The 17,640-nt window shown below is 62.1% G+C and carries 20 protein-coding genes and 5 tRNA genes; 17 read left to right on the top strand and 8 right to left on the bottom strand.

Going from position 1 to position 17,640, the window contains the following annotated elements:
* Positions 1 to 2: 2 nt before the first annotated feature.
* A complete protein-coding gene (locus tag K0P03_RS08125; RefSeq protein WP_023517156.1) occupies positions 3 to 449 on the bottom strand; it encodes an iron-sulfur cluster assembly scaffold protein in 447 nt (148 codons plus the stop codon).
* A gap of 393 nt (positions 450 to 842) precedes the next feature.
* On the opposite strand from K0P03_RS08125, the gene folE reads away from it, so the two are divergent.
* From folE to K0P03_RS08110, 3 genes are all read left to right on the top strand, one after another.
* A complete protein-coding gene (folE, locus tag K0P03_RS08120) occupies positions 843 to 1,454 on the top strand; it encodes a GTP cyclohydrolase I FolE (RefSeq protein ID WP_024270818.1) in 612 nt (203 codons plus the stop codon).
* A gap of 35 nt (positions 1,455 to 1,489) precedes the next feature.
* Positions 1,490 to 1,942 (top strand): phosphoribosyl-AMP cyclohydrolase, encoded by a 453-nt coding sequence (gene hisI, locus K0P03_RS08115; protein WP_272789329.1) that lies wholly within the window; start codon positions 1,490 to 1,492, stop codon positions 1,940 to 1,942.
* 363 nt (positions 1,943 to 2,305) lie between these two features.
* On the top strand, positions 2,306 to 3,268 hold the full coding sequence (locus K0P03_RS08110) for a patatin-like phospholipase family protein (RefSeq protein WP_023516451.1): 963 nt from the start codon (positions 2,306 to 2,308) through the stop codon (positions 3,266 to 3,268).
* Between the two features lie 78 nt (positions 3,269 to 3,346).
* Here K0P03_RS08110 and K0P03_RS08105 read toward each other — a convergent pair whose 3' ends face one another.
* Both K0P03_RS08105 and K0P03_RS08100 read right to left on the bottom strand, forming a co-directional pair.
* Positions 3,347 to 3,775 carry a CBS domain-containing protein gene (locus K0P03_RS08105; protein WP_023516762.1) on the bottom strand — a complete coding sequence of 143 codons (429 nt, stop codon included), beginning with the start codon at positions 3,773 to 3,775 and terminating at the stop codon, positions 3,347 to 3,349.
* Positions 3,776 to 3,961: 186 nt separating this feature from the next.
* A complete protein-coding gene (locus tag K0P03_RS08100; RefSeq protein WP_023516763.1) occupies positions 3,962 to 4,702 on the bottom strand; it encodes a rhomboid family intramembrane serine protease in 741 nt (246 codons plus the stop codon).
* A gap of 293 nt (positions 4,703 to 4,995) precedes the next feature.
* On the opposite strand from K0P03_RS08100, the gene K0P03_RS08095 reads away from it, so the two are divergent.
* From K0P03_RS08095 to K0P03_RS08085, 3 genes are all read left to right on the top strand, one after another.
* A complete protein-coding gene (locus K0P03_RS08095) occupies positions 4,996 to 5,631 on the top strand; it encodes a PAS domain-containing protein (RefSeq protein ID WP_165909332.1) in 636 nt (211 codons plus the stop codon).
* A gap of 145 nt (positions 5,632 to 5,776) precedes the next feature.
* Complete coding sequence (locus tag K0P03_RS08090) at positions 5,777 to 6,388, top strand: PilZ domain-containing protein (protein ID WP_023516765.1); 612 nt, start codon at positions 5,777 to 5,779, stop codon at positions 6,386 to 6,388.
* A gap of 483 nt (positions 6,389 to 6,871) precedes the next feature.
* On the top strand, positions 6,872 to 7,471 hold the full coding sequence (locus K0P03_RS08085) for a transglutaminase-like cysteine peptidase (RefSeq protein WP_023516323.1): 600 nt from the start codon (positions 6,872 to 6,874) through the stop codon (positions 7,469 to 7,471).
* 141 nt (positions 7,472 to 7,612) lie between these two features.
* Here K0P03_RS08085 and K0P03_RS08080 read toward each other — a convergent pair whose 3' ends face one another.
* Positions 7,613 to 8,587, bottom strand: coding sequence for a GlxA family transcriptional regulator (locus K0P03_RS08080; protein WP_037407892.1), 975 nt, complete (start codon positions 8,585 to 8,587; stop codon positions 7,613 to 7,615).
* Positions 8,588 to 8,875: 288 nt separating this feature from the next.
* Here K0P03_RS08080 and K0P03_RS08075 point away from each other — a divergent pair, with 288 nt between their 5' ends.
* The 5 genes from K0P03_RS08075 (at position 8,876) to arsH (ending at position 12,230) form a co-directional block, all read left to right on the top strand.
* Positions 8,876 to 9,313, top strand: a complete 438-nt coding sequence (locus K0P03_RS08075; protein WP_443020574.1) for a BA14K family protein — start codon at positions 8,876 to 8,878, stop codon at positions 9,311 to 9,313.
* 133 nt (positions 9,314 to 9,446) lie between these two features.
* Positions 9,447 to 9,800, top strand: a complete 354-nt coding sequence (locus K0P03_RS08070; protein ID WP_272789327.1) for an ArsR/SmtB family transcription factor — start codon at positions 9,447 to 9,449, stop codon at positions 9,798 to 9,800.
* Between the two features lie 243 nt (positions 9,801 to 10,043).
* Positions 10,044 to 11,102, top strand: a complete 1,059-nt coding sequence (gene arsB / locus K0P03_RS08065) for an ACR3 family arsenite efflux transporter (protein ID WP_272789326.1) — start codon at positions 10,044 to 10,046, stop codon at positions 11,100 to 11,102.
* A gap of 2 nt (positions 11,103 to 11,104) precedes the next feature.
* On the top strand, positions 11,105 to 11,527 hold the full coding sequence (arsC, locus tag K0P03_RS08060) for an arsenate reductase (glutaredoxin) (RefSeq protein ID WP_272790457.1): 423 nt from the start codon (positions 11,105 to 11,107) through the stop codon (positions 11,525 to 11,527).
* Positions 11,502 to 12,230 (top strand): arsenical resistance protein ArsH, encoded by a 729-nt coding sequence (gene arsH, locus K0P03_RS08055; RefSeq protein ID WP_272789325.1) that lies wholly within the window; start codon positions 11,502 to 11,504, stop codon positions 12,228 to 12,230. The genes arsC and arsH overlap by 26 nt, the downstream gene beginning before the upstream one ends.
* 266 nt (positions 12,231 to 12,496) lie before the next feature.
* On the opposite strand, the gene K0P03_RS08050 is transcribed toward arsH, so the two are convergent.
* The 4 genes from K0P03_RS08050 to gloA form a co-directional block, all read right to left on the bottom strand.
* Positions 12,497 to 12,571: transfer RNA gene (locus tag K0P03_RS08050), tRNA-Glu, on the bottom strand.
* Between the two features lie 506 nt (positions 12,572 to 13,077).
* Positions 13,078 to 13,152: transfer RNA gene (locus K0P03_RS08045), tRNA-Glu, on the bottom strand.
* Positions 13,153 to 13,290: 138 nt separating this feature from the next.
* Positions 13,291 to 14,619 (bottom strand): YcbK family protein, encoded by a 1,329-nt coding sequence (locus K0P03_RS08040; RefSeq protein ID WP_272789324.1) that lies wholly within the window; start codon positions 14,617 to 14,619, stop codon positions 13,291 to 13,293.
* Positions 14,620 to 14,958: 339 nt separating this feature from the next.
* Complete coding sequence (gene gloA / locus K0P03_RS08035; RefSeq protein WP_023516788.1) at positions 14,959 to 15,399, bottom strand: lactoylglutathione lyase; 441 nt, start codon at positions 15,397 to 15,399, stop codon at positions 14,959 to 14,961.
* Positions 15,400 to 15,594: 195 nt separating this feature from the next.
* Between gloA and K0P03_RS08030 the strand changes: the two genes are divergently transcribed.
* The 6 genes from K0P03_RS08030 (at position 15,595) to K0P03_RS08005 (ending at position 17,615) form a co-directional block, all read left to right on the top strand.
* On the top strand, positions 15,595 to 16,173 hold the full coding sequence (locus tag K0P03_RS08030) for a cold-shock protein (protein WP_024270461.1): 579 nt from the start codon (positions 15,595 to 15,597) through the stop codon (positions 16,171 to 16,173).
* Positions 16,173 to 16,670, top strand: coding sequence for a DUF192 domain-containing protein (locus tag K0P03_RS08025; RefSeq protein WP_023517361.1), 498 nt, complete (start codon positions 16,173 to 16,175; stop codon positions 16,668 to 16,670). Before K0P03_RS08030 ends, K0P03_RS08025 begins: the two co-directional genes overlap by 1 nt.
* A 90-nt stretch (positions 16,671 to 16,760) precedes the next feature.
* Positions 16,761 to 16,837 (top strand) — tRNA-Pro (locus K0P03_RS08020).
* A gap of 128 nt (positions 16,838 to 16,965) precedes the next feature.
* Entirely contained in the window at positions 16,966 to 17,271 is a 306-nt protein-coding gene (locus K0P03_RS08015; RefSeq protein ID WP_050743877.1) for an ETC complex I subunit, read from the top strand.
* A 24-nt stretch (positions 17,272 to 17,295) separates the two neighbouring features.
* Positions 17,296 to 17,372, top strand: a tRNA-Arg gene (locus K0P03_RS08010).
* 168 nt (positions 17,373 to 17,540) lie between these two features.
* Positions 17,541 to 17,615: transfer RNA gene (locus K0P03_RS08005), tRNA-Glu, on the top strand.
* Positions 17,616 to 17,640 lie beyond the last annotated feature (25 nt).

The following is a 17,640-nucleotide window of genomic DNA, read 5'->3' as shown; positions in this document are numbered from 1 at the left end:
TGTCACCCGGCCTTTTCCAGCCGCTTCGCCTCGATCTGGCCGATGGCGTCCACCACGGCGTCGAATGTCAGCATGGTGGAGGCATGGCGGGCCTTGTAGTCCTTGACGGGTTTCAGGAACCGCATGTCCTCGAAGCGACCGTCCGGCCCCTCGCCGTCGGCCTTCAGCATGGCGAGCATCTTTTCGCGCGCATCCCGGATTTCCGCCGCCGTCGCGCCGATGACGTGGCGCGCCATGATCGAGGAGGAGGCCTGGCCGAGCGCGCAGGCCTTTACCTCATGGGCAAAATCCATGACGCGGTCGCCCTCGAGCTTCAGGTAGACCTTGACGCGCGAGCCGCACAACTTGGAATGGGCGCCCGCCTCGCCATCGGCATCGGCAAGCGTGCCGATGCGTGGAATGTTGCCGGCGAATTCGAGGATACGGCTGTTGTAGATATCGTCCATCATGGCCCCGTTTTCCGCATTTTTTGCGGAATCTTCAATGATCCGAGGAGATTATTCCGGCCTCGTCGGTAAAAAAGCACCGCGTGTCGTCTCAAGCCTCTTTCGCAGGCCTCGCTCGATACTATATGATAACTCGTATTGGGGTGAGCGTTTTGCAAGAAGCGGGCAATTCCAGGGAAAGCGTGAAGCGGTTTTCCGTCTGGAATTGCAAGAAGCAAAAAGCAGATCGTTCACCTGTTGTTTGGGAAACCGTGCCGGATGGTCATACGCACTGAGAAGCGAAGACCCGAAAGCCCCGGAGCCCGCCAACGGAACCCAAGCCTGCAGGGTTAGGCGAATGGCCAGTGGCGAGTCCGATAAACACGTCAGGTAACCTGCAGAAAGGTCAATGGGTCCATGGACGCCATAGTCACCAATTTTCCGCGTGTCGACGATCCGTCGGGCCGTCCTTCGCAAAAAGAGGCGGAGGATGCCGTTCGCGTCCTGCTTCGCTGGGCGGGCGACGATCCGGAGCGTGAAGGACTGCTCGATACGCCCAAGCGTGTCGCAAAAGCCTATCGCGAACTGTTCTCCGGTTATGACCTCGCCGCCGAAGACGTGCTCGGCCGCACCTTCGAAGAGGTCGCTGGCTATGACGACATGGTGCTGGTGAAGGACATCCCGTTCTTCTCGCATTGCGAGCACCACATGGTGCCGATCATCGGCAAGGCGCATGTCGCCTACCTGCCGAACGGCCGGGTGCTGGGCCTCTCCAAGATCGCCCGCGTGGTCGAGATCTACGGTCGTCGCCTGCAGACGCAGGAGACGATGACGGCGCAGATCGCCAGGTCGATCGACGAGACGCTGAACCCGCGCGGCGTCGCCGTGATGATCGAGGCCGAGCATATGTGCATGGCGATGCGCGGCATCCAGAAACAGGGCTCGACAACGCTCACCACCACCTTTACCGGTGCCTTCAAGACCGAACCGACCGAGCAGGTACGGTTCATGACGATGATCCGGAGCTAGGCGAGGCCGGCTCCCTTTCGACGGAGCCGACCGCCATGCCGATCACCTTCCAAAGCCCCTCCAAGGACAAGGCCGAGCTCGAAACGGGCCCGGCCTTCACGCCGCGTTTCGACGAGCACGGCCTGGTGACGGCCGTGGTGACGGATGCGAAGGACGGCGAACTGCTGATGGTCGCCCACATGAATGCCGAATCCCTGGCCCTGACCATCGAGACGGGCATCGCGCACTATTGGAGCCGTTCGCGCAAGGCCCTGTGGAAGAAGGGCGAAACCTCGGGGAACCTGCAGACCGTCGTGGAGCTGCGGACGGATTGCGACCAGGACGCCGTGTGGCTGAAGGTCTCGGTCGCCGGCCATGACGCGACCTGCCACACCGGCCGCCGCTCCTGCTTCTACCGCACCGTCTCGAACGGCCCGGACGGCGCCGTGCTGGCGATCACCAGCGGCGCGCCACAATTCGATCCGGCGTCGGTCTACGGGAAAAATTAAGCATCCCGGCGAAATCCGTCCGGTTTCGGCACGGATTCATCAATTGGCAACCGGTGGCGACGCCTAATGCCCCCCATGGCGGCCTCTACCCCCGCCATTGGATCAGGACATGGAACCCTATCGCTCTCGTGCGTCACGACCGGTTTCCAAGGCCACCCTCACCGGGGTGCCGATCCTGCGGGCAAAGGCCCTCCTCCAGCTGCGACCGGACGCACACGGGACAACCCGCCGGGAGATTATCTTCGGCAAAGTTCCCCGCGTCACAGAGTGCTTCTATCCTGTCATCTATTGTGTTGCCGAGGGTGCCGAGGCACCGGAACGGATTGCCTCGCTGCGAATTCCTCTTGGTAATGGAGGTCCGGAATGTTGAACTGGAGTTTCAATCGTAGTCTCGTAACGGCGGATGCATCCGACCCCGGCGGCCCTTCCATGAACGACATGTCCCATATTCCCGCGCCGGCCACGCCGCGCAAATCCAAGATCGCGCTGGCGCTGGGCGGCGGTGCTGCCCGCGGCTGGGCCCATATCGGCGTGCTCCGGGCGCTGGACGAGGAAGGCATCGAGGTCTCGATGATCGCCGGCACCTCGATCGGCGCTCTCGTCGGCGGCTGTTATCTCGCCGGCAAGCTAGACGAACTGGAGGCCTTCGCCCGCTCGCTCACCATGCGGCGCATCGCCAGCCTTCTCGATTTCACCATTCGCGGTTCCGGCCTCTTCGGCGGCATGCGGCTGACCAGACGCATGCAGGAGCATCTGGAGAATCTCTCGATCGAGAGCCTCGACCGCCCCTTCGTCGCCGTCGCCACCGAGGTCAACAGCGGCCACGAGGTCTGGATCAACAGCGGCGCGCTGATCACCGCCATCCGTGCCTCCTATGCCTTGCCCGGCATCTTCGAGCCGATCAAGTGCAACAACCGCACGCTGGTCGATGGGGCGCTGGTCAATCCGGTTCCGGTGTCGGTCTGCCGCGCCCACGAGGAGCCGCTGGTCGTTGCCGTCAACCTCAATTACGACCTTTATGGCCGCTCGGCAGTGATCAAGCACAGCGCCAGCGAACAGAAGATCGACGAGCACAAGCAGGAGGACAGCGCTGCGCGCCTCGGCCTGACGAGCGTCATGGTACAGTCCTTCAACATCATCCAGGACCGCATTTCACGCGCGCGCCTTGCCGGCGACCCGCCGGATCTCGCGCTGCACCCCAAACTGTCGGATATCGGCCTGTCGGAGTTCCACCGCGCCGGCGAAGCGATCGACCGCGGTTACCTGGAGGCAAAGGCCCGCATAACCGAGATCAAGCGCATGCAGGAAGTCGTGCTGATGCGCTGAGAGAAGCTAGCTTGTAAAAACACCGGAGCGGGCGGAGCGACACATCGCTCCGCCCGAAACCGTTCGGGAGACCTGCAATCAGCCGGCGATATAGGCCTTGATGGCATCCGCCTCGTGCTGGATCGCCCGGATATGGGATTTCACCACGTCACCGATCGAGATGATACCGACGAGCCTGCCGTCCTTCTCCACCGGGATATGGCGGGCGCGCAGCGTGCTCATCATTTCCATGAGTTCATCGACGGTCTGGTTCTCGCCGCAACGATGGACGTTACCCCACATGATGGAGGAAATGGGTTTGTCCAGGCATTCGGCCCCGTTGCGGGCCACGGCGGCAACGATATCGCGTTCGGTCGCAATGCCGGCGATGCGGTCGTTTCGGTCGAGGATGACGATGGCGCCGATGTGATTTTCATGCAGATAGACGGCAGCTTGCCTGACGGTGAGCTGCGGGCCGCCGGTGACGACGTTGCGGCCTTTTTCGTCCAGTATCGTCTTTACATACATGCGTACCTCCCGTGTGCATCATGAACGCAGAGAGGCGGGACACCCGCGCAGGGATGCCCTGCCAGTACCGGCGACACCCGCTTCCTCCTGCACAGTGTCGCCCCGTTCCGGTGTGCATGTGCGAACCGGAACACAACCATGGTGCGCCACGAAGGAGGCGATTGCAAGACCGCTAATGGACTATCGTTAATCCCGGCGGCTTTCCGACGTTGCCACATCGAACAGCGGGAAGAACAGGAAGCCGAACAGGAAGCCGCCGATATGGGCTTCCCAGGCAATGGCCCCGCCGGCATCCGAGCCGAAGATCTGGCCGAATCCGATCAGGAAGTTCGTCAGGAACCAGATGCCGGAAAAGACCAGCACGGACCGGTTGGACAGCGCCTCTGCGATCGTCAGGCGGCGGTTGAGATGGGCGAACTGCCGGCTGATGCGCCCGCTCGGCGAGAAGACGAAGCGGGCCGCTGCCCCCATCAGGCCCGACACGACGCCGGAGGCGCCGACGACGAGGATCATCGCGCCCCAGTGCAGGGCCGTATGAAAGGCAACGGCCGCGACGGCCGAAAGGCACCAGAACAGGAAGAAGCGCGTGACACCGATGCGGCGCACCACCGGCGCCCCGAAGGCGACCATCCAGAAGGCGTTGAAGATCAGGTGTTCCCAGCTGCCATGCAGCAGCGAATAGGTGACGGGCCCCCAGAGCCAGCCGAGATCCTGCTCGGCGAAGGGAATGGCATAGCGCCCGGGAATGAAGGCGAAATGCAGGAGCACGTACTCGTCCGCAGAGGCCGAGAGAAGATAGGTGCGGATCACATGAATTGCGGTCAGGAGTGCCAGGACCGCGACGAGGCTGCCCGGCAGGTTGAAGGCCGGCTCTCGCTTGCGGATATCCGCACTGCCATCCCGCGCGTCAACGCCGTCGTTGCTCATGACCGATCCACCAAACTTATAAAATACGAATCGCGCTTATACAGAGAAAAGAAAGGCCGTGCAGCTTTCGCTGACGGCCGGCGCCCCCAATCCCCGGGGCTGAAATCGATGTGCAGTAAACCATTCCCTCGTGGAGGGATGCCCGGATGTTCTCCCATGCCGGCCGCAAGCGCAATCGAAACCAATCGTTAACCTTAACGGCGCGCTGGCACGAAACTCGCTCCTTCCCTGGCATGACCACCATATGCCCGGCCTTTCGTGCCGGAACGGAACAGAACCGATTGGAAATGAGCATGCAGACGAAGGCCATCACGGCCCTTTACGATTACTGGACGCGCCAGCGTGGCGATCGCCGCGTTCCGCTGCGAAGCGCTATCGAGCCCGCCGACATCGCGCCGATCCTCCCGGATGTCTTCATCCTGGAACACAGCCGGCTGCACGATCCGCGTTTTCGCCTGGCGGGCACGCGCCTCTGTGCGCAGTTCGGCCGGGAACTGAAGGCGACCGGCTTCGACACGCTCTTTGCGCCCGACCAGCGCACCCGCATCGCGCGGATCACCGAGAATGTGATGGCGCATGCGGCACCCGCGGTCCTGCAGGTCGCACTCGTCGATGGCAGGCTGGAGACCACCGAGGCCGAGATCGTGCTGCTGCCGCTCGCCAGCAACGGCAAAGTGGCCGATCGCATCATCGGCGCCTTCTCCCCCCTGCCCGGCCAGCGCCAGCCGCTGAGCGCCTTCCGCTATGCGACACTCGGCGCACTTTCGGTCATCGACCCGAGCCGCGCGCGCACCCTCGAGGGCAACCGGCCCGCCGTTCCCATGCCCACCTCCATCATGGCCATGCGGCCGGTGGGGCTTGGCCAGACGGTGAACCGCGTGCTGCATCTTCGCATCTTCGAAGGCGGCCGCCAGACTGACGATACGTGAGGCTGACGGCACAACTACAATCGAGGGCGCTTCATAGTTGTTGACGGATGCGCGTGTGACGACTTTTCCACGGCGCAACGAACCTTCTGTTAACCCCGAAAGATTAAGAGTTGGAAAGAGATAGGATCATCAGGCCCGCGCGCACATGTACTCATTCCAGCAAGCATCGCCCGCCGCCCGCAAGCCGCAGCCCGAGCAGCGCAGCTTTCAACGCGTCTCGGTGACCCTGCCCGGCCGGCTGATGCTGCCCAATCACGATGAATACGAGTGCACGGTGCTCGACATGTCGCCCGGCGACGCCAACTTCATCTGTGCCGCCCGCCCGCGCATGGGCGAGCGCATCATCGCCTATGTCGATCATCTCGGCCGCATCGAGGGCAGCGTCGCCGCCCTCAACGACAACGGCTTTGCCATTCTCCTTACCGCCACGGACCGCAAGCGCGAAAAACTCGCCGCACAGCTGACCTGGATCGCCAACAAGCATGAACTGGGCCTGCCGGAAGACCGCCGCCACAACCGCCTGACGCCGCGCAACACCCGCACCGAGCTGTCGCTCGACGACGGCCGGCGCTATCCCTGCCGCATTATCGACCTGTCCCTCTCCGGCGCCGCCGTCGACATCGACGTGCGCCCGGCCCTGGGCACCCCCATCCAGCTCGGCAACATGAAGGGCCGCGTCGTGCGCCACTTCCAGGAGGGCGTCGCCATCGAGTTCTCCTCCGTCCAGTCGAAGGAAGCCCTGACCGCTTTCCTGTAACATTTCAGGACGGCATGACACCGACCTGTTCCACAAGGGCCCCGCGGGGCCCTTTGCTGTTTCAGGACGAAACAGATCAATCTGCGCAAAAATAAATTCAAAAAAATTTTGTCCGTCGAAAGCGTTTTTCTGACGCTAGCAGTGTTTCCCCTGGCTTTCCGCGCACCCGCTCCGCACCGCATGTGGCTCCCCATCCCCGCCGCCGGCACGCTCAGCCGGAAAACAACCCTCCGGCAAATCGGGGAGGAATCGAAAAATATCCTTTTAAACCAGCTAATTACGCCACAAGCAGCGCCCCCGGAGCAGGTGGAAATTCGTTCAAATTTTAATCAAATACATCTCAAATACAGATCAAAACAAACTCAAATTCTATTCTTATTTTATGCTTATGCGATCTTGATTTGAACTAAGTTATACTTCGGCTTTTCGCGTAAGCTCAAAACATAGCTGTCATTGTGACCTCATCAAACGGGGACGAACACAATGACAAAAACGATCAAGACAGGGACGTTTGCATTCCTCTTCTCTCTCGCCGCCGCCGGCGCCGCGATGGCGCTGCCCGCGAACATTCCGCTGGCCGGCGCGACCAACCAGCCCATCGGGCACTATGAATTCTGCAAGCAGTACAGCGACGAGTGCGGCTCGAACGGCAAGGATGCCGGCCCGCTCACGCTGACGCAGGAAAACTGGAAGACGATCCTCAACGTCAATTTTTCGGCCAACACCGAGTTCGCACCGCTGACAGACATGGAAATCTACGGCGTCGAGGAACAGTGGACCTACCCCAACGGCGCGGCGGACTGCGAGGACTACGTGCTGATCAAGCGCAAGCGCCTGATGGAAGCCGGCATCTCGCCGTCGAACCTCCTCATCACCGTCGTGCTGCAGCCGAACGGCGAAGGCCATGCCGTGCTGACCGTGCGCACCGACCGCGGCGACTTCGTGCTCGACAACATGCGCAACAAGGTCCTGCTCTGGTCGCAGACCGAATACCGCTACCTGAAGCGCCAGTCCTCGGCCAATGCCGGCAAGTGGGTCAAGCTTCAGGACGGTCGTGCCGACGCCGTCGGTAGCGTCAAGTAACCTCCGGCCGCCGCAAGGCGCTGTATGACGAGACTGCCCGGCGACCCCGCCGGGCGCGAGAAAGGGCCCGGTCAGTCCCCCAATCCCCGTCCCCGACCATGGCCCTGCGGCCGGTTCTGCTGTCCCGGAACCGGCCGCGCTCTATTTGGCCCGCTGCTCGGCCCGGAGCTTGAGCGGGCTGGCGCCGAAGTGATTGCGGAAGGCACGCGAAAAGGCGGAAAGGCTGTCGAAGCCACTGCGCAGCGCCACATCCTGGATTGAAAGCGACGTATCGCGCACCAGCCGCTGTGCTGCCGTCAGCCGCAGGCGCAAATAATATTTTCCCGGCCCGATGCCGAGGCCCGTGGCAAACAGCGTCTCCAGCTTGCGCGTGGAAAAACCGAGACGCCTTGCGAGCGCGGCAATGGTCAGCGGCCTGTCGATCGTGCGTTCCATGAGGCGGATCGCTGCGGCGAGGTCCGGCTGATGTTCTCCCAGCCGGCCGAGCGAGACGAGCGGCTGCGCATCCGTCGCGGCATGCACCTCGTCATAGACGAAGACGCTCGCCACATCGAGCGCCACTGCCGAACCGAATCGCTCGCGCACCAGATGCAGCATCATGTCGAAGGTCGGCGAAGCGCCACCGGAGGTCCAGAGCGGCCCGTCTGTGACGAAGCGGTCGGCCCGGACATTGAGCGCCGGAAAGGCCGCCGCAAAATCCTCCAGCTCCTCCCAATGCGCCGTCGCATCGCGCCCATCGAGCAGGCCGGAGCGCGCCAGCAGCCAGCAACCCGATTCGATGCCGGCCACCACGTCGAACCGCCGCGCCACCTTCTTCAGCCGCGACACGAAGGTCCGGTCGGCATGGCGCTCCTGGTTGAAACCGGCGATGACGAGCAGCGCATCGCCGCTCGTGACATCGGCAAAGGCGCCGTCCACGCGGATTTCCACACCGCAGGTCAGGAGCACCGGCTTGCCCAAAGGCGACAGGATCGTCCAGCGGAAGACCGGCTCCGGCACAACACGATTTGCCGCGCGCATCGGATCGAGCGCCGAGGCGAGCGACATGATCGACGACTCGGGCAGAAGCACGATCGTGATGTCGAGCGGCCCCTGCCGCGGCGCTTGTTTGCTCATGTGGAAATTATCAAAAAAGATGCGCATTCTGTCAATCGGCAAAATCGCATTCGGGCATGATCGCTCACACAGGAGATCTGGAGATGCAGCCGGATTGTGGTGAGAACCCCTGTACCCGAACACCCTGATCCGCATTTTACCGGAACGGGTTGGCGAGCCGACAAGGCGGACCAACCCGTTTTTTTTTGACGTTTTTCCTTACGGAATCATGGCTTTTGTCAGGTTTTTGGAACCACACCGCCCTTGCCGCGTTCTTCTTCGGAAGAAGCAGGAAAGGTTTTTGCCATGTTGAATTTGAAGACTGGTCTTGCCGCAGGGGCGCTTTCCCTCGCGCTCGCGCTGACCTCCGTCATCCCCGCCCAGGCCGTGACCTTCGCAAGGGTGCCCGTGCCGGAAGCTGCTGCCGTGGAGAAGGTGCAATATCGCTATGAGCGCCGCGATCGCCGGGACCGGTATGAGCGGCGCGCAGACAGGCGCTGGCACGGCCACCGCGGCTATCGGGACTATCGCCCGGGCTATCGCCGCCATTCGGACGGCTGGTGGTATCCTCTCGCCGCTTTCGGCCTCGGTGCTGCAATCGGCGGTGCCATCGCCAATCAGCCGCAGGCGGGTGGCGGATCGCACCAGAGTTGGTGCGCCAACCGCTACCGGTCATACCGCGCCTATGACAACACGTTCCAGCCCTACAACGGCCCGCGCCAGCAGTGCGTCTCGCCTTACTCGTAACGAACGCACAACAGGCAAAACAAGGGGCGGCCGTTTGGCTGCCCTTTTTTGCATGGACCGCGAACAGGCGCCGGCAGCGGAAGGTCAATCCGGCCTGTATTGACAAAGGCGATACATCCGTTATTCTGGATATATGGAAATCTCTTCATCCGTAAACACCCTTGCAGCGCTCGCCCAGGCAACACGCCTTGAAACCTTCAGGCTTCTCGTTCGGCACGAACCTGCAGGGGTACCGGCGGGCGAGCTCGCTCGATTGCTCGACGTTCCCCAGAACACGATGTCCGCGCATCTGGCCACCCTGTCGAGAGCCGGCCTCGTCAAAAGCGAGCGACAAAGCCGCTCGATCATATACAGAGCCAATCTGGATGGCCTTCGCGAACTGATGCTCTTCCTTCTCAAAGACTGCTGCGGCGGCTCCGCTGCGCTTTGCGCCCCGTTGATCGCGGAACTTACGCCGTGCTGCAAACCGCAAGAGCGACCCACATGACCACGAACCCGATCTCCGAAAGGTATCCGGCGCTCAAGCGCCTTTCCGCAAAACCTGAGTCTGAGATCTAGGCGACGGATTCAGCCATGGCCGACAGAATCTCCTCCGCGCCCTTATGCGCGCAGGCAACCCCACACTGCCGTTCTCACCCTTCACCTTTCCCGATAAATCGGCGCTTGAGCTGGTGTCGCGTGAAATCGGCAAAATGGATGGCACGGCAGCTGCTCCTGCAAGGGAAAACTGATGTCCACCTTTGAACGATATCTGACCGTCTGGGTCCTTCTCTGCATCATCGTCGGTGTTGCTCTCGGGCATGGGGCGCCAGACGTGTTTCAGGCCATCGCCTCCATCGAAATCGCGAAGGTCAACATTCCCGTCGCGGTCCTCATCTGGCTGATGATCATCCCGATGCTGATCAGGATCGATTTTCGATCCATGACAAAGGTCGGGACATTCTGGCGTGGCATCGGGGTGACGCTGCTCGTCAACTGGGCGATCAAACCATTCTCGATGGCGATCCTGGCATGGCTCTTCATCGGCTGGCTGTTTCGACCGTATCTGCCTGCGGACCAGGTCGATTCCTACATCGCCGGCCTGATCATCCTTGCTGCGGCCCCCTGCACCGCAATGGTCTTCGTCTGGAGCAACCTCACCCGCGGCGAGCCATTGTTCACCCTGTCGCAGGTCGCCCTCAACGACGCGATCATGATCGTGGCCTTCGCGCCCGTCGTCGGCCTGCTGTTGGGCCTGTCGGCGATCTCCGTTCCCTGGGATACGCTTGCGATCTCCGTCGTCCTGTACATCGCCATACCGGTCGTCATCGCTCAGCTTGTGAGGAACAGGCTGACCGCGGATGGCAGCTCTTCGCGGTTGAGCGGCCTGCTGGAGACGCTGCAACCGGTCTCCCTCGTCTCGCTGCTGGCGACCCTCGTCCTGCTGTTCGGCTTCCAGGGGGAGCAGATCATCGCGCAACCCGCGGTCATCGGCCTGCTCGCCGTGCCGATCCTCATTCAGGTCTACCTGAATTCCGGCCTTGCCTATGTGCTGAATCGCCTATCCGGCGAGCAACACTGTGTCGCCGGGCCGTCCGCCCTGATCGGCGCCAGCAACTTCTTCGAACTGGCGGTCGCCGCCGCCATCAGCCTGTTCGGATTTCAATCCGGGGCCGCGCTGGCCACCGTCGTCGGCGTCCTCATCGAAGTCCCGGTGATGCTGTCGGTCGTCTGGATCGTGAACAGGTCGAAGGGCTGGTACGAGGCCTCACCCGCCGTCTCCCGAAACATATCAACGGAAAGAGCATGACCATGGATGTTACCATCTATCACAATCCCGCATGCGGCACCTCCCGGAACGCCTTGGCCATGATCCGCAATGCCGGGATCGAACCCAGGGTGGTCGAGTACCTAAAGACGCCTCCGACACGCGCGCAGCTTGCCGGGATGATCGCCGGCGCAGGTCTCACCGTCCGAGCTGCTGTCCGCGAGAAGGAACCGCGCTATGCCGAGCTCGGGCTCGACAATCCGGCGCTCACGGACGACGAGCTGCTCGATGCCATGCTGCGAGACCCCATCCTGATCAACCGTCCCTTTGTCGTTTCACCCATGGGGACGCGCCTTGCCCGCCCGTCCGAAACCGTTCTCGATATCCTTCCCGACACGCACCGGGGCTCCTTCGCGAAGGAAGACGGCGAACAGGTTCTCGATGAAAAGGGTCGGCGCCTTGTGTGAGCCATTGTCTGCGGCCTCGCCGGACCATCTGCGCAAGCCCGATCCGGCCGCTCTTCGGCCGCCGTTTTCGACGCACCGCCCCCGCATCCTGATCCTCTACGGCTCTCTGCGCGACATATCCTACAGTCGGCTCCTCGCCTTTGAAGCGCAGCGCTTGCTGGAGCATCATGGTTGTGACGTCCGATTGTTTGATCCTAGAGGCCTGCCGTTGCCGGACGAGGCACCGGTCGATCACCCGAAGGTCCGGGAGCTGCGTGAACTGTCGGCATGGTCCGAAGGGCAAGTCTGGATCAGCCCGGAGCGCCACGGCGCGATGACCGGGATCATGAAGGCGCAAATCGACTGGATACCGCTGTCCGTCGGCTCGGTCCGCCCGACCCAGGGCAAGACGCTGGCCGTCATGCAGGTTTCCGGCGGCAGCCAGTCCTTCAATGCCGTGAACCAGCTTCGTATCCTTGGCCGCTGGATGCGGATGATCACCATTCCGAACCAGTCGTCGGTTGCCAAGGCCTATCAGGAATTCGATGCGGAGGGGCGAATGAAGCCTTCATCCTACTATGACCGCGTCGTCGACGTCTGCGAGGAGCTGGTGAAATTCACGCTTCTGACCCGTGACGCCTCTTCCTACCTCACCGATCGCTACAGCGAGCGGAAGGAGGACGCCGCCAAGCTGGAGCAGCGGGTGCGGCTGACGTCGATCTGACATACGGATGTCGCCGGACAACATCCGCCGCATTTCGCCACCCCCGACGGCTAAGGCGACAATGGCCGAGAAGCCAAGGTTGCGGACTGTCGACGCCATTGATTTTCCTGCTTATTTCGGTGAGCGCAAGATCGTCGACGTTCTCCAGGCTGACAAGCGGCGGGACAGCCGCGACCGGGTGACAAGCTTGTTGTACGGCAAAGCGGCACGGTACACTGCAAGCCGTGAATCCTGCAGGATTTCAAACACGAAATGGAAGGAGAGAGTGGCACGCCCTAGGGGAGTCGAACCCCTCTTTTCAGAATGAAAATCTGACGTCCTAACCGATAGACGAAGGGCGCGTGCGGTGGGCGTTATCTAGTCGGGACCGAATGGATTCGCAAGACGAAAAATCGCGTAGACGCGAAGTTTTTCACAGGCGGGAGTGAAGGATAGGAGCCAGCGCATTTCGAGGGAGCTCCGCCTGCCGGACGCCCGAGCCACGCCTTGCCGCCCAGCCAGATTTGACCACTGGCAATTCTGCATCGGCCTTCCCATATCTCTTCTGCTGAGGACCTGAGGTTGCCGCCGTTGACCCTCCCGGCGTCGCCCGTTGGCTCGGCTTCGTTGCCCCGTCGGCAACACGCAGCCGCTCGTCCGGCAAGCTGGGCCGGGCGGGCGGCGCGACCCAAGCGGTTCGAGACCCCGGAGCGCTGGGCCAAGCTCGACGGGGCCTCTCGCCCGACCGCGTAAGATGGCAGCCGTGACGGTTAAACGTTCTGAGCCATGCTTCGTTCCGAAAGGCGTGCGGAAACGACACACCAAAGCACGGCATCGCTTGTTTTTTTACGGTAAGTACAGGAGAGAGTGGCACGCCCTAGGGGAGTCGAACCCCTCTTTTCAGAATGAAAATCTGACGTCCTAACCGATAGACGAAGGGCGCGTGCGGTGGGCGTCTTATAGAAGGGCATCCTGCCTTCTGCAAGCCGGAAAAAGCTGTTGTGACAAAAAAATGAAGAGCCGCCCCGAGGGCGGCTCTCCACGCGAAAAAGTATCGATCACAGAGGGTTAGAGACACCGCCTACTTGCGTCGGCGGCAGCGCCAGTTCCAGTCGCGTTCAGGACCGACATCGATATGCACGGATTCGGTATGGCAATAGGTGCCGACGCCGCCGCGGCCCGGCATGGTGCGCAGATACTCCGCCAGCTCCCATTTGCTGACGCCGGAAATCTGGATGTCGGCCGCTTCGCAGCGCGTGTGCAGCGACTGCTTCGTCCGGTTGACCTTCAGGTCGCGCAGGCCCGAGGTGACGATGATCGGCTTGTCGTAGTGGGTCTCGATCGTCTTCAGCACCTGCAGCAGCTCCGGCTTGAAACAGCCGGTGCGCACCTTGTCCGTCTGCAGCCACAGGCCGTTCGGTGCAAGGCGGGCAAGGCCGGCAAGCGAGGCGACTTCCTTGAACTGCGGGCCGTCATCCTCGACCTCGTCGGCCTCGGAGTGATCCGTCGAGAACATGGCGCTCGCCATCGAGACGCCCGGCAGCGTGCCGAGCGAGGCCTTGCGGGTGGTGTTTGCGCTTTCCCGGTTGAGCACGCGGCGCGGTTGCTCGGCAAAACGGTCGCCATCGAACTGCTGCTTGGCCTCGCGCTTGCCCGCGAAGAGCGAGGCGAGCGTCACGGTCTTTCTCGGCTCGTCCTTCTTGATGCCGGTCGCGCTCATCTGATCCGTGGTGCCGGGCAGCACGGCCGCTGCGCTATCGTCCACCGGCGTCGCAAGCGCAAGTTCGGCCGCATTGCCGGTTGCGGCTTCCGCCGCAAGAGCCGTTCGCGCGGTCTTGGGAATCGGCCCGTTTTCCGGCAGCGTGATTTCCGCCTGCTCGTCGCCGAGCGTGGCGAGGGGCTGCTGGCCGGTTGCCCCGACCGGCGGCATGTCCTCGACCGGCAGACGGCCGGACTGGTCTGCCGCCTGCGCGGCACCGGTATTGGCATAGAGGCTGTTGACGGAGGCATTGGCGCCGGCGGTCTGCGTCGCATAGGCATTGCCGGTCGCGACGGCCTGGCTGCCGTTACCATAGATGCTGGCTTTGCCGGCATTCAGCGTCGTCGGCTGCATCACGAGGCCGGCCCGATCACCGGTTGCCTCGCCCGCGACCTGCTGGTCCGCCGCAGCGGCGGCCGCGATATCGACGGCGGCGGAAGAATCTGCGTTCGAAGCACCCGCGCTCACCACGGGCGTGGTGGTCTCGTCCGTGCTGCCTTCGGCGACCGTGTCTTCGCTTTCCTGCGCAGCCTTGTTGTCCGCGCGCATATCCGTGGAGACTGCGGAAACGCAGCCCGAGAGCGTGGCGACCGACACGGCCAGCAGCAATCCATACCGCAGCGCCTTCAGGCCTGGCCACTTTCCCTGCATGTCCTGCAAAGGCTTTCCCCCGCTTTCGACGTTCACACCCTCGGTCTTGCCGCCGATAGGGCCATTTCTTCAAACAGTCGCAACCGCAATCGAGAAAAGCCATAGGGCCAGGCTGCGGTTGCTGCGATGTTAGCGTTTCGGCCGGTGGTGTAAAGGCCGAAGCGCGTGAAGCCGTGAAACGCAGAACGGGAGGCTATCCGGCCCAAATCGGCCAAAGCACCCTCTCGCTGGCGATCGACCGGATGGGCAAGAGATTTCCGGTCAAATACGGCGGAACGATGATCGTTGCACGGATCTATAGGATGCAAGCTTTGCCTGGAGCTTGCGTCCGGCATTTGCCTACCAGGCGCCGGTGTTGCCCATGGAAACCCAGGGTTCGGCCGCCGGCAGACGCTCGCCCTTCTGCAGGATTTCGATGGAAATGCCGTCCGGCGAACGCACGAAGGCCATGTGGCCGTCGCGCGGCGGGCGGTTGATGGTGACGCCATTGTCCATCAGCCTCTGGCAGAACGCATAGATGTCGTCGACCTCGTAGGCGAGATGGCCGAAATTGCGCCCGCCGGCATAATCCTCGGTGTCCCAGTTGTAGGTGAGCTCGAGGCAAGGGGCGGCATTCGCCCGCGCAGCTTCGACATCGTCGGGCGCGGCCAGGAAGATCAGCGTGAATCGGCCCTTTTCGTTCTCGTAGCGGCGAACTTCCGTGAGGCCGAACAGCGTCGAATAGAAATGCAGGGACTGGTCGACGTCTTTGACGCGGACCATCGTGTGGAGATAACGCATTGGAATATCCTCTGAATGTGGAATCGTCCGGAAGAGTAGGGTTTTGTCAGCCTCAGGCAAGCCTTGCAGCCTACCAATGGGACCGGCAAAACTTTCAAAGGGGCTTGCGCATTCGCATCGGGACAATGTTATTCTGGTTATCAAGAATCAGTTAACCGTAACTCATGTGACGCGTAAACGAGGGGCTGGCAGGTCATGGCGGATAGGGTGTCTTCAAAGGAAATCACTGATCGTGATGACCAGAGCAACGACGCCGTCGATCTCGTCGAGATCACCGGGGTCATCAAGTGGTTCGACGTCGCCAAGGGTTTCGGCTTCATCGTACCCGACAACGGCATGCAGGATGTGCTGCTGCACGTCACCTGCCTTCGCCGAGACGGCTACCAGACGGTTCTGGAGGGCACGCGCGTCGTCGCGCTGATCCAGAAACGCGACCGCGGCTACCAGGCCTTCCGCATCCTTTCCATGGACCAGACCACGGCCGTTCATCCCTCGCAGATGCCTCCGGTGAAGACCCATGTGCAGGTCACGCCGTCGAGCGGACTGGAGCGCGTTCTGGTCAAGTGGTTCAACCGCACGAAGGGCTTCGGCTTCCTGACGCGCGGCGAAGGCACGGAAGACATCTTCATCCACATGGAGACGCTGCGCCGCTTCGGCCTGGCGGAACTGCGTCCCGGTCAAGTCGTGCTGGTCCGCTTCGGCGACGGCGAGAAGGGCCTGATGGCAGCGGAAATCCACCCGGACATGCCGGTTCCCGGCAACAGGCCCCACTGATGGGCCTTTTCGCGCGGGCGGCCGGTTTCGCGCGCCTTGCTAGCGCCGCCCTGGCGCTTTTCTTCTGTTTTTCCCTTTCGGCCTTCGCGGCGGAAACATTCGACACACAGCCGCTGACGATCGTCACGAAGGACGGCAAGAGCCATGCCTTCACGGTGGAGCTCGCCATTACGCCGCGCCAGCGCGAACAGGGGCTGATGCACCGCCGCGAGATGGCGCAGGACCGCGGCATGCTCTTCGCGTTCGGTGAGACGCGGCAGGTCTTCATGTGGATGAAGAACACGTACCTGCCGCTCGACATGCTGTTCATCGCCAAGGACGGCAAGGTGCGCGCCATCAAGGAAAACGCCGAGCCGCACTCCGAATCGATCATCGATTCGCAAGGGCCGATCGACTATGTGCTGGAGCTCAACGGCGGCACGGCCAAGCGCCTCGGCATCCGCGCGGGCAACCGCGTCGAGAGCGAATTGATGGATTCGCTGCGCAAGGCGAAGTAAGCCTGCATTTCCTGCGACAAGCGCTTGAAAACGCCCATTTGCTGTTGCGGCGGGGGGCGGATGCGTGTATCTCCCCATCGCCGGGACGGACGGAGTGTAGCGCAGTCTGGTAGCGCATCTGGTTTGGGACCAGAGGGTCGGGAGTTCGAATCTCTCCACTCCGACCAGTCCGGCGGGCGTTTCGATGCCAAATGCGCGTTCGGTCATTCCCCCTTTACGGAATCCGGGTTATGCATTCTCGAACGCGCGCCGGCGGAACGGTGCGCCTTTATGCGAGAATTCTGGAGCCGCTTCGATGACCGCGAAGATCTATCGTCCCGCCAAGACCGCCATGCAATCCGGCAAGGCCAAGACCAATCTCTGGGTTCTGGAATTCGATGCCGAGAAGCCGCGGACGATCGACCCGATCATGGGCTATACCAGCTCCGGCGACATGTACCAGCAGGTCAAGCTCACCTTCGAAACCAGCGAAGAGGCGGTCGCCTATGCGGAACGCAAGGGCATCGACTACCGCGTGATCGAGCCGAAGGAATCGACCCGCAAGCGCGTCGCCTATCCGGACAATTTCCGCTTCAACCGCATGCAGCCCTGGACCCATTGAGGTTTCGCTGGCCCTGCCAGCCCCGGCCCCTTAGCTCAGCTGGATAGAGCATCTGCCTTCTAAGCAGAATGTCGCAGGTTCGAGTCCTGCAGGGGTCGCCATTCCCGGCGAACAATTGAAGAGGAATGTTCCCGGTTCGCGGCGGGGTGGAAGCCTTTGGCGTTTTCGCAGCCTGCAGAAAGCGGAAACATCAAACGGAAAAAACTGAAAATTCCTGCATTTAGGGCTTGCGCAAATCAGCGGTCCCGACTAGATAACGCCCACCGCACGCGCCCTTCGTCTATCGGTTAGGACGTCAGATTTTCATTCTGAAAAGAGGGGTTCGACTCCCCTAGGGCGTGCCACTCTCTCCTTCATTTTCCGGAATAA

The sequence above is a fragment of the Shinella sp. HY16 genome, from assembly GCF_028534175.1.
GTDB lineage: Bacteria > Pseudomonadota > Alphaproteobacteria > Rhizobiales > Rhizobiaceae > Shinella.
Note: the sequence above shows the minus strand (reverse complement) of the source record. Positions and strands in the feature narration are given on the sequence as shown.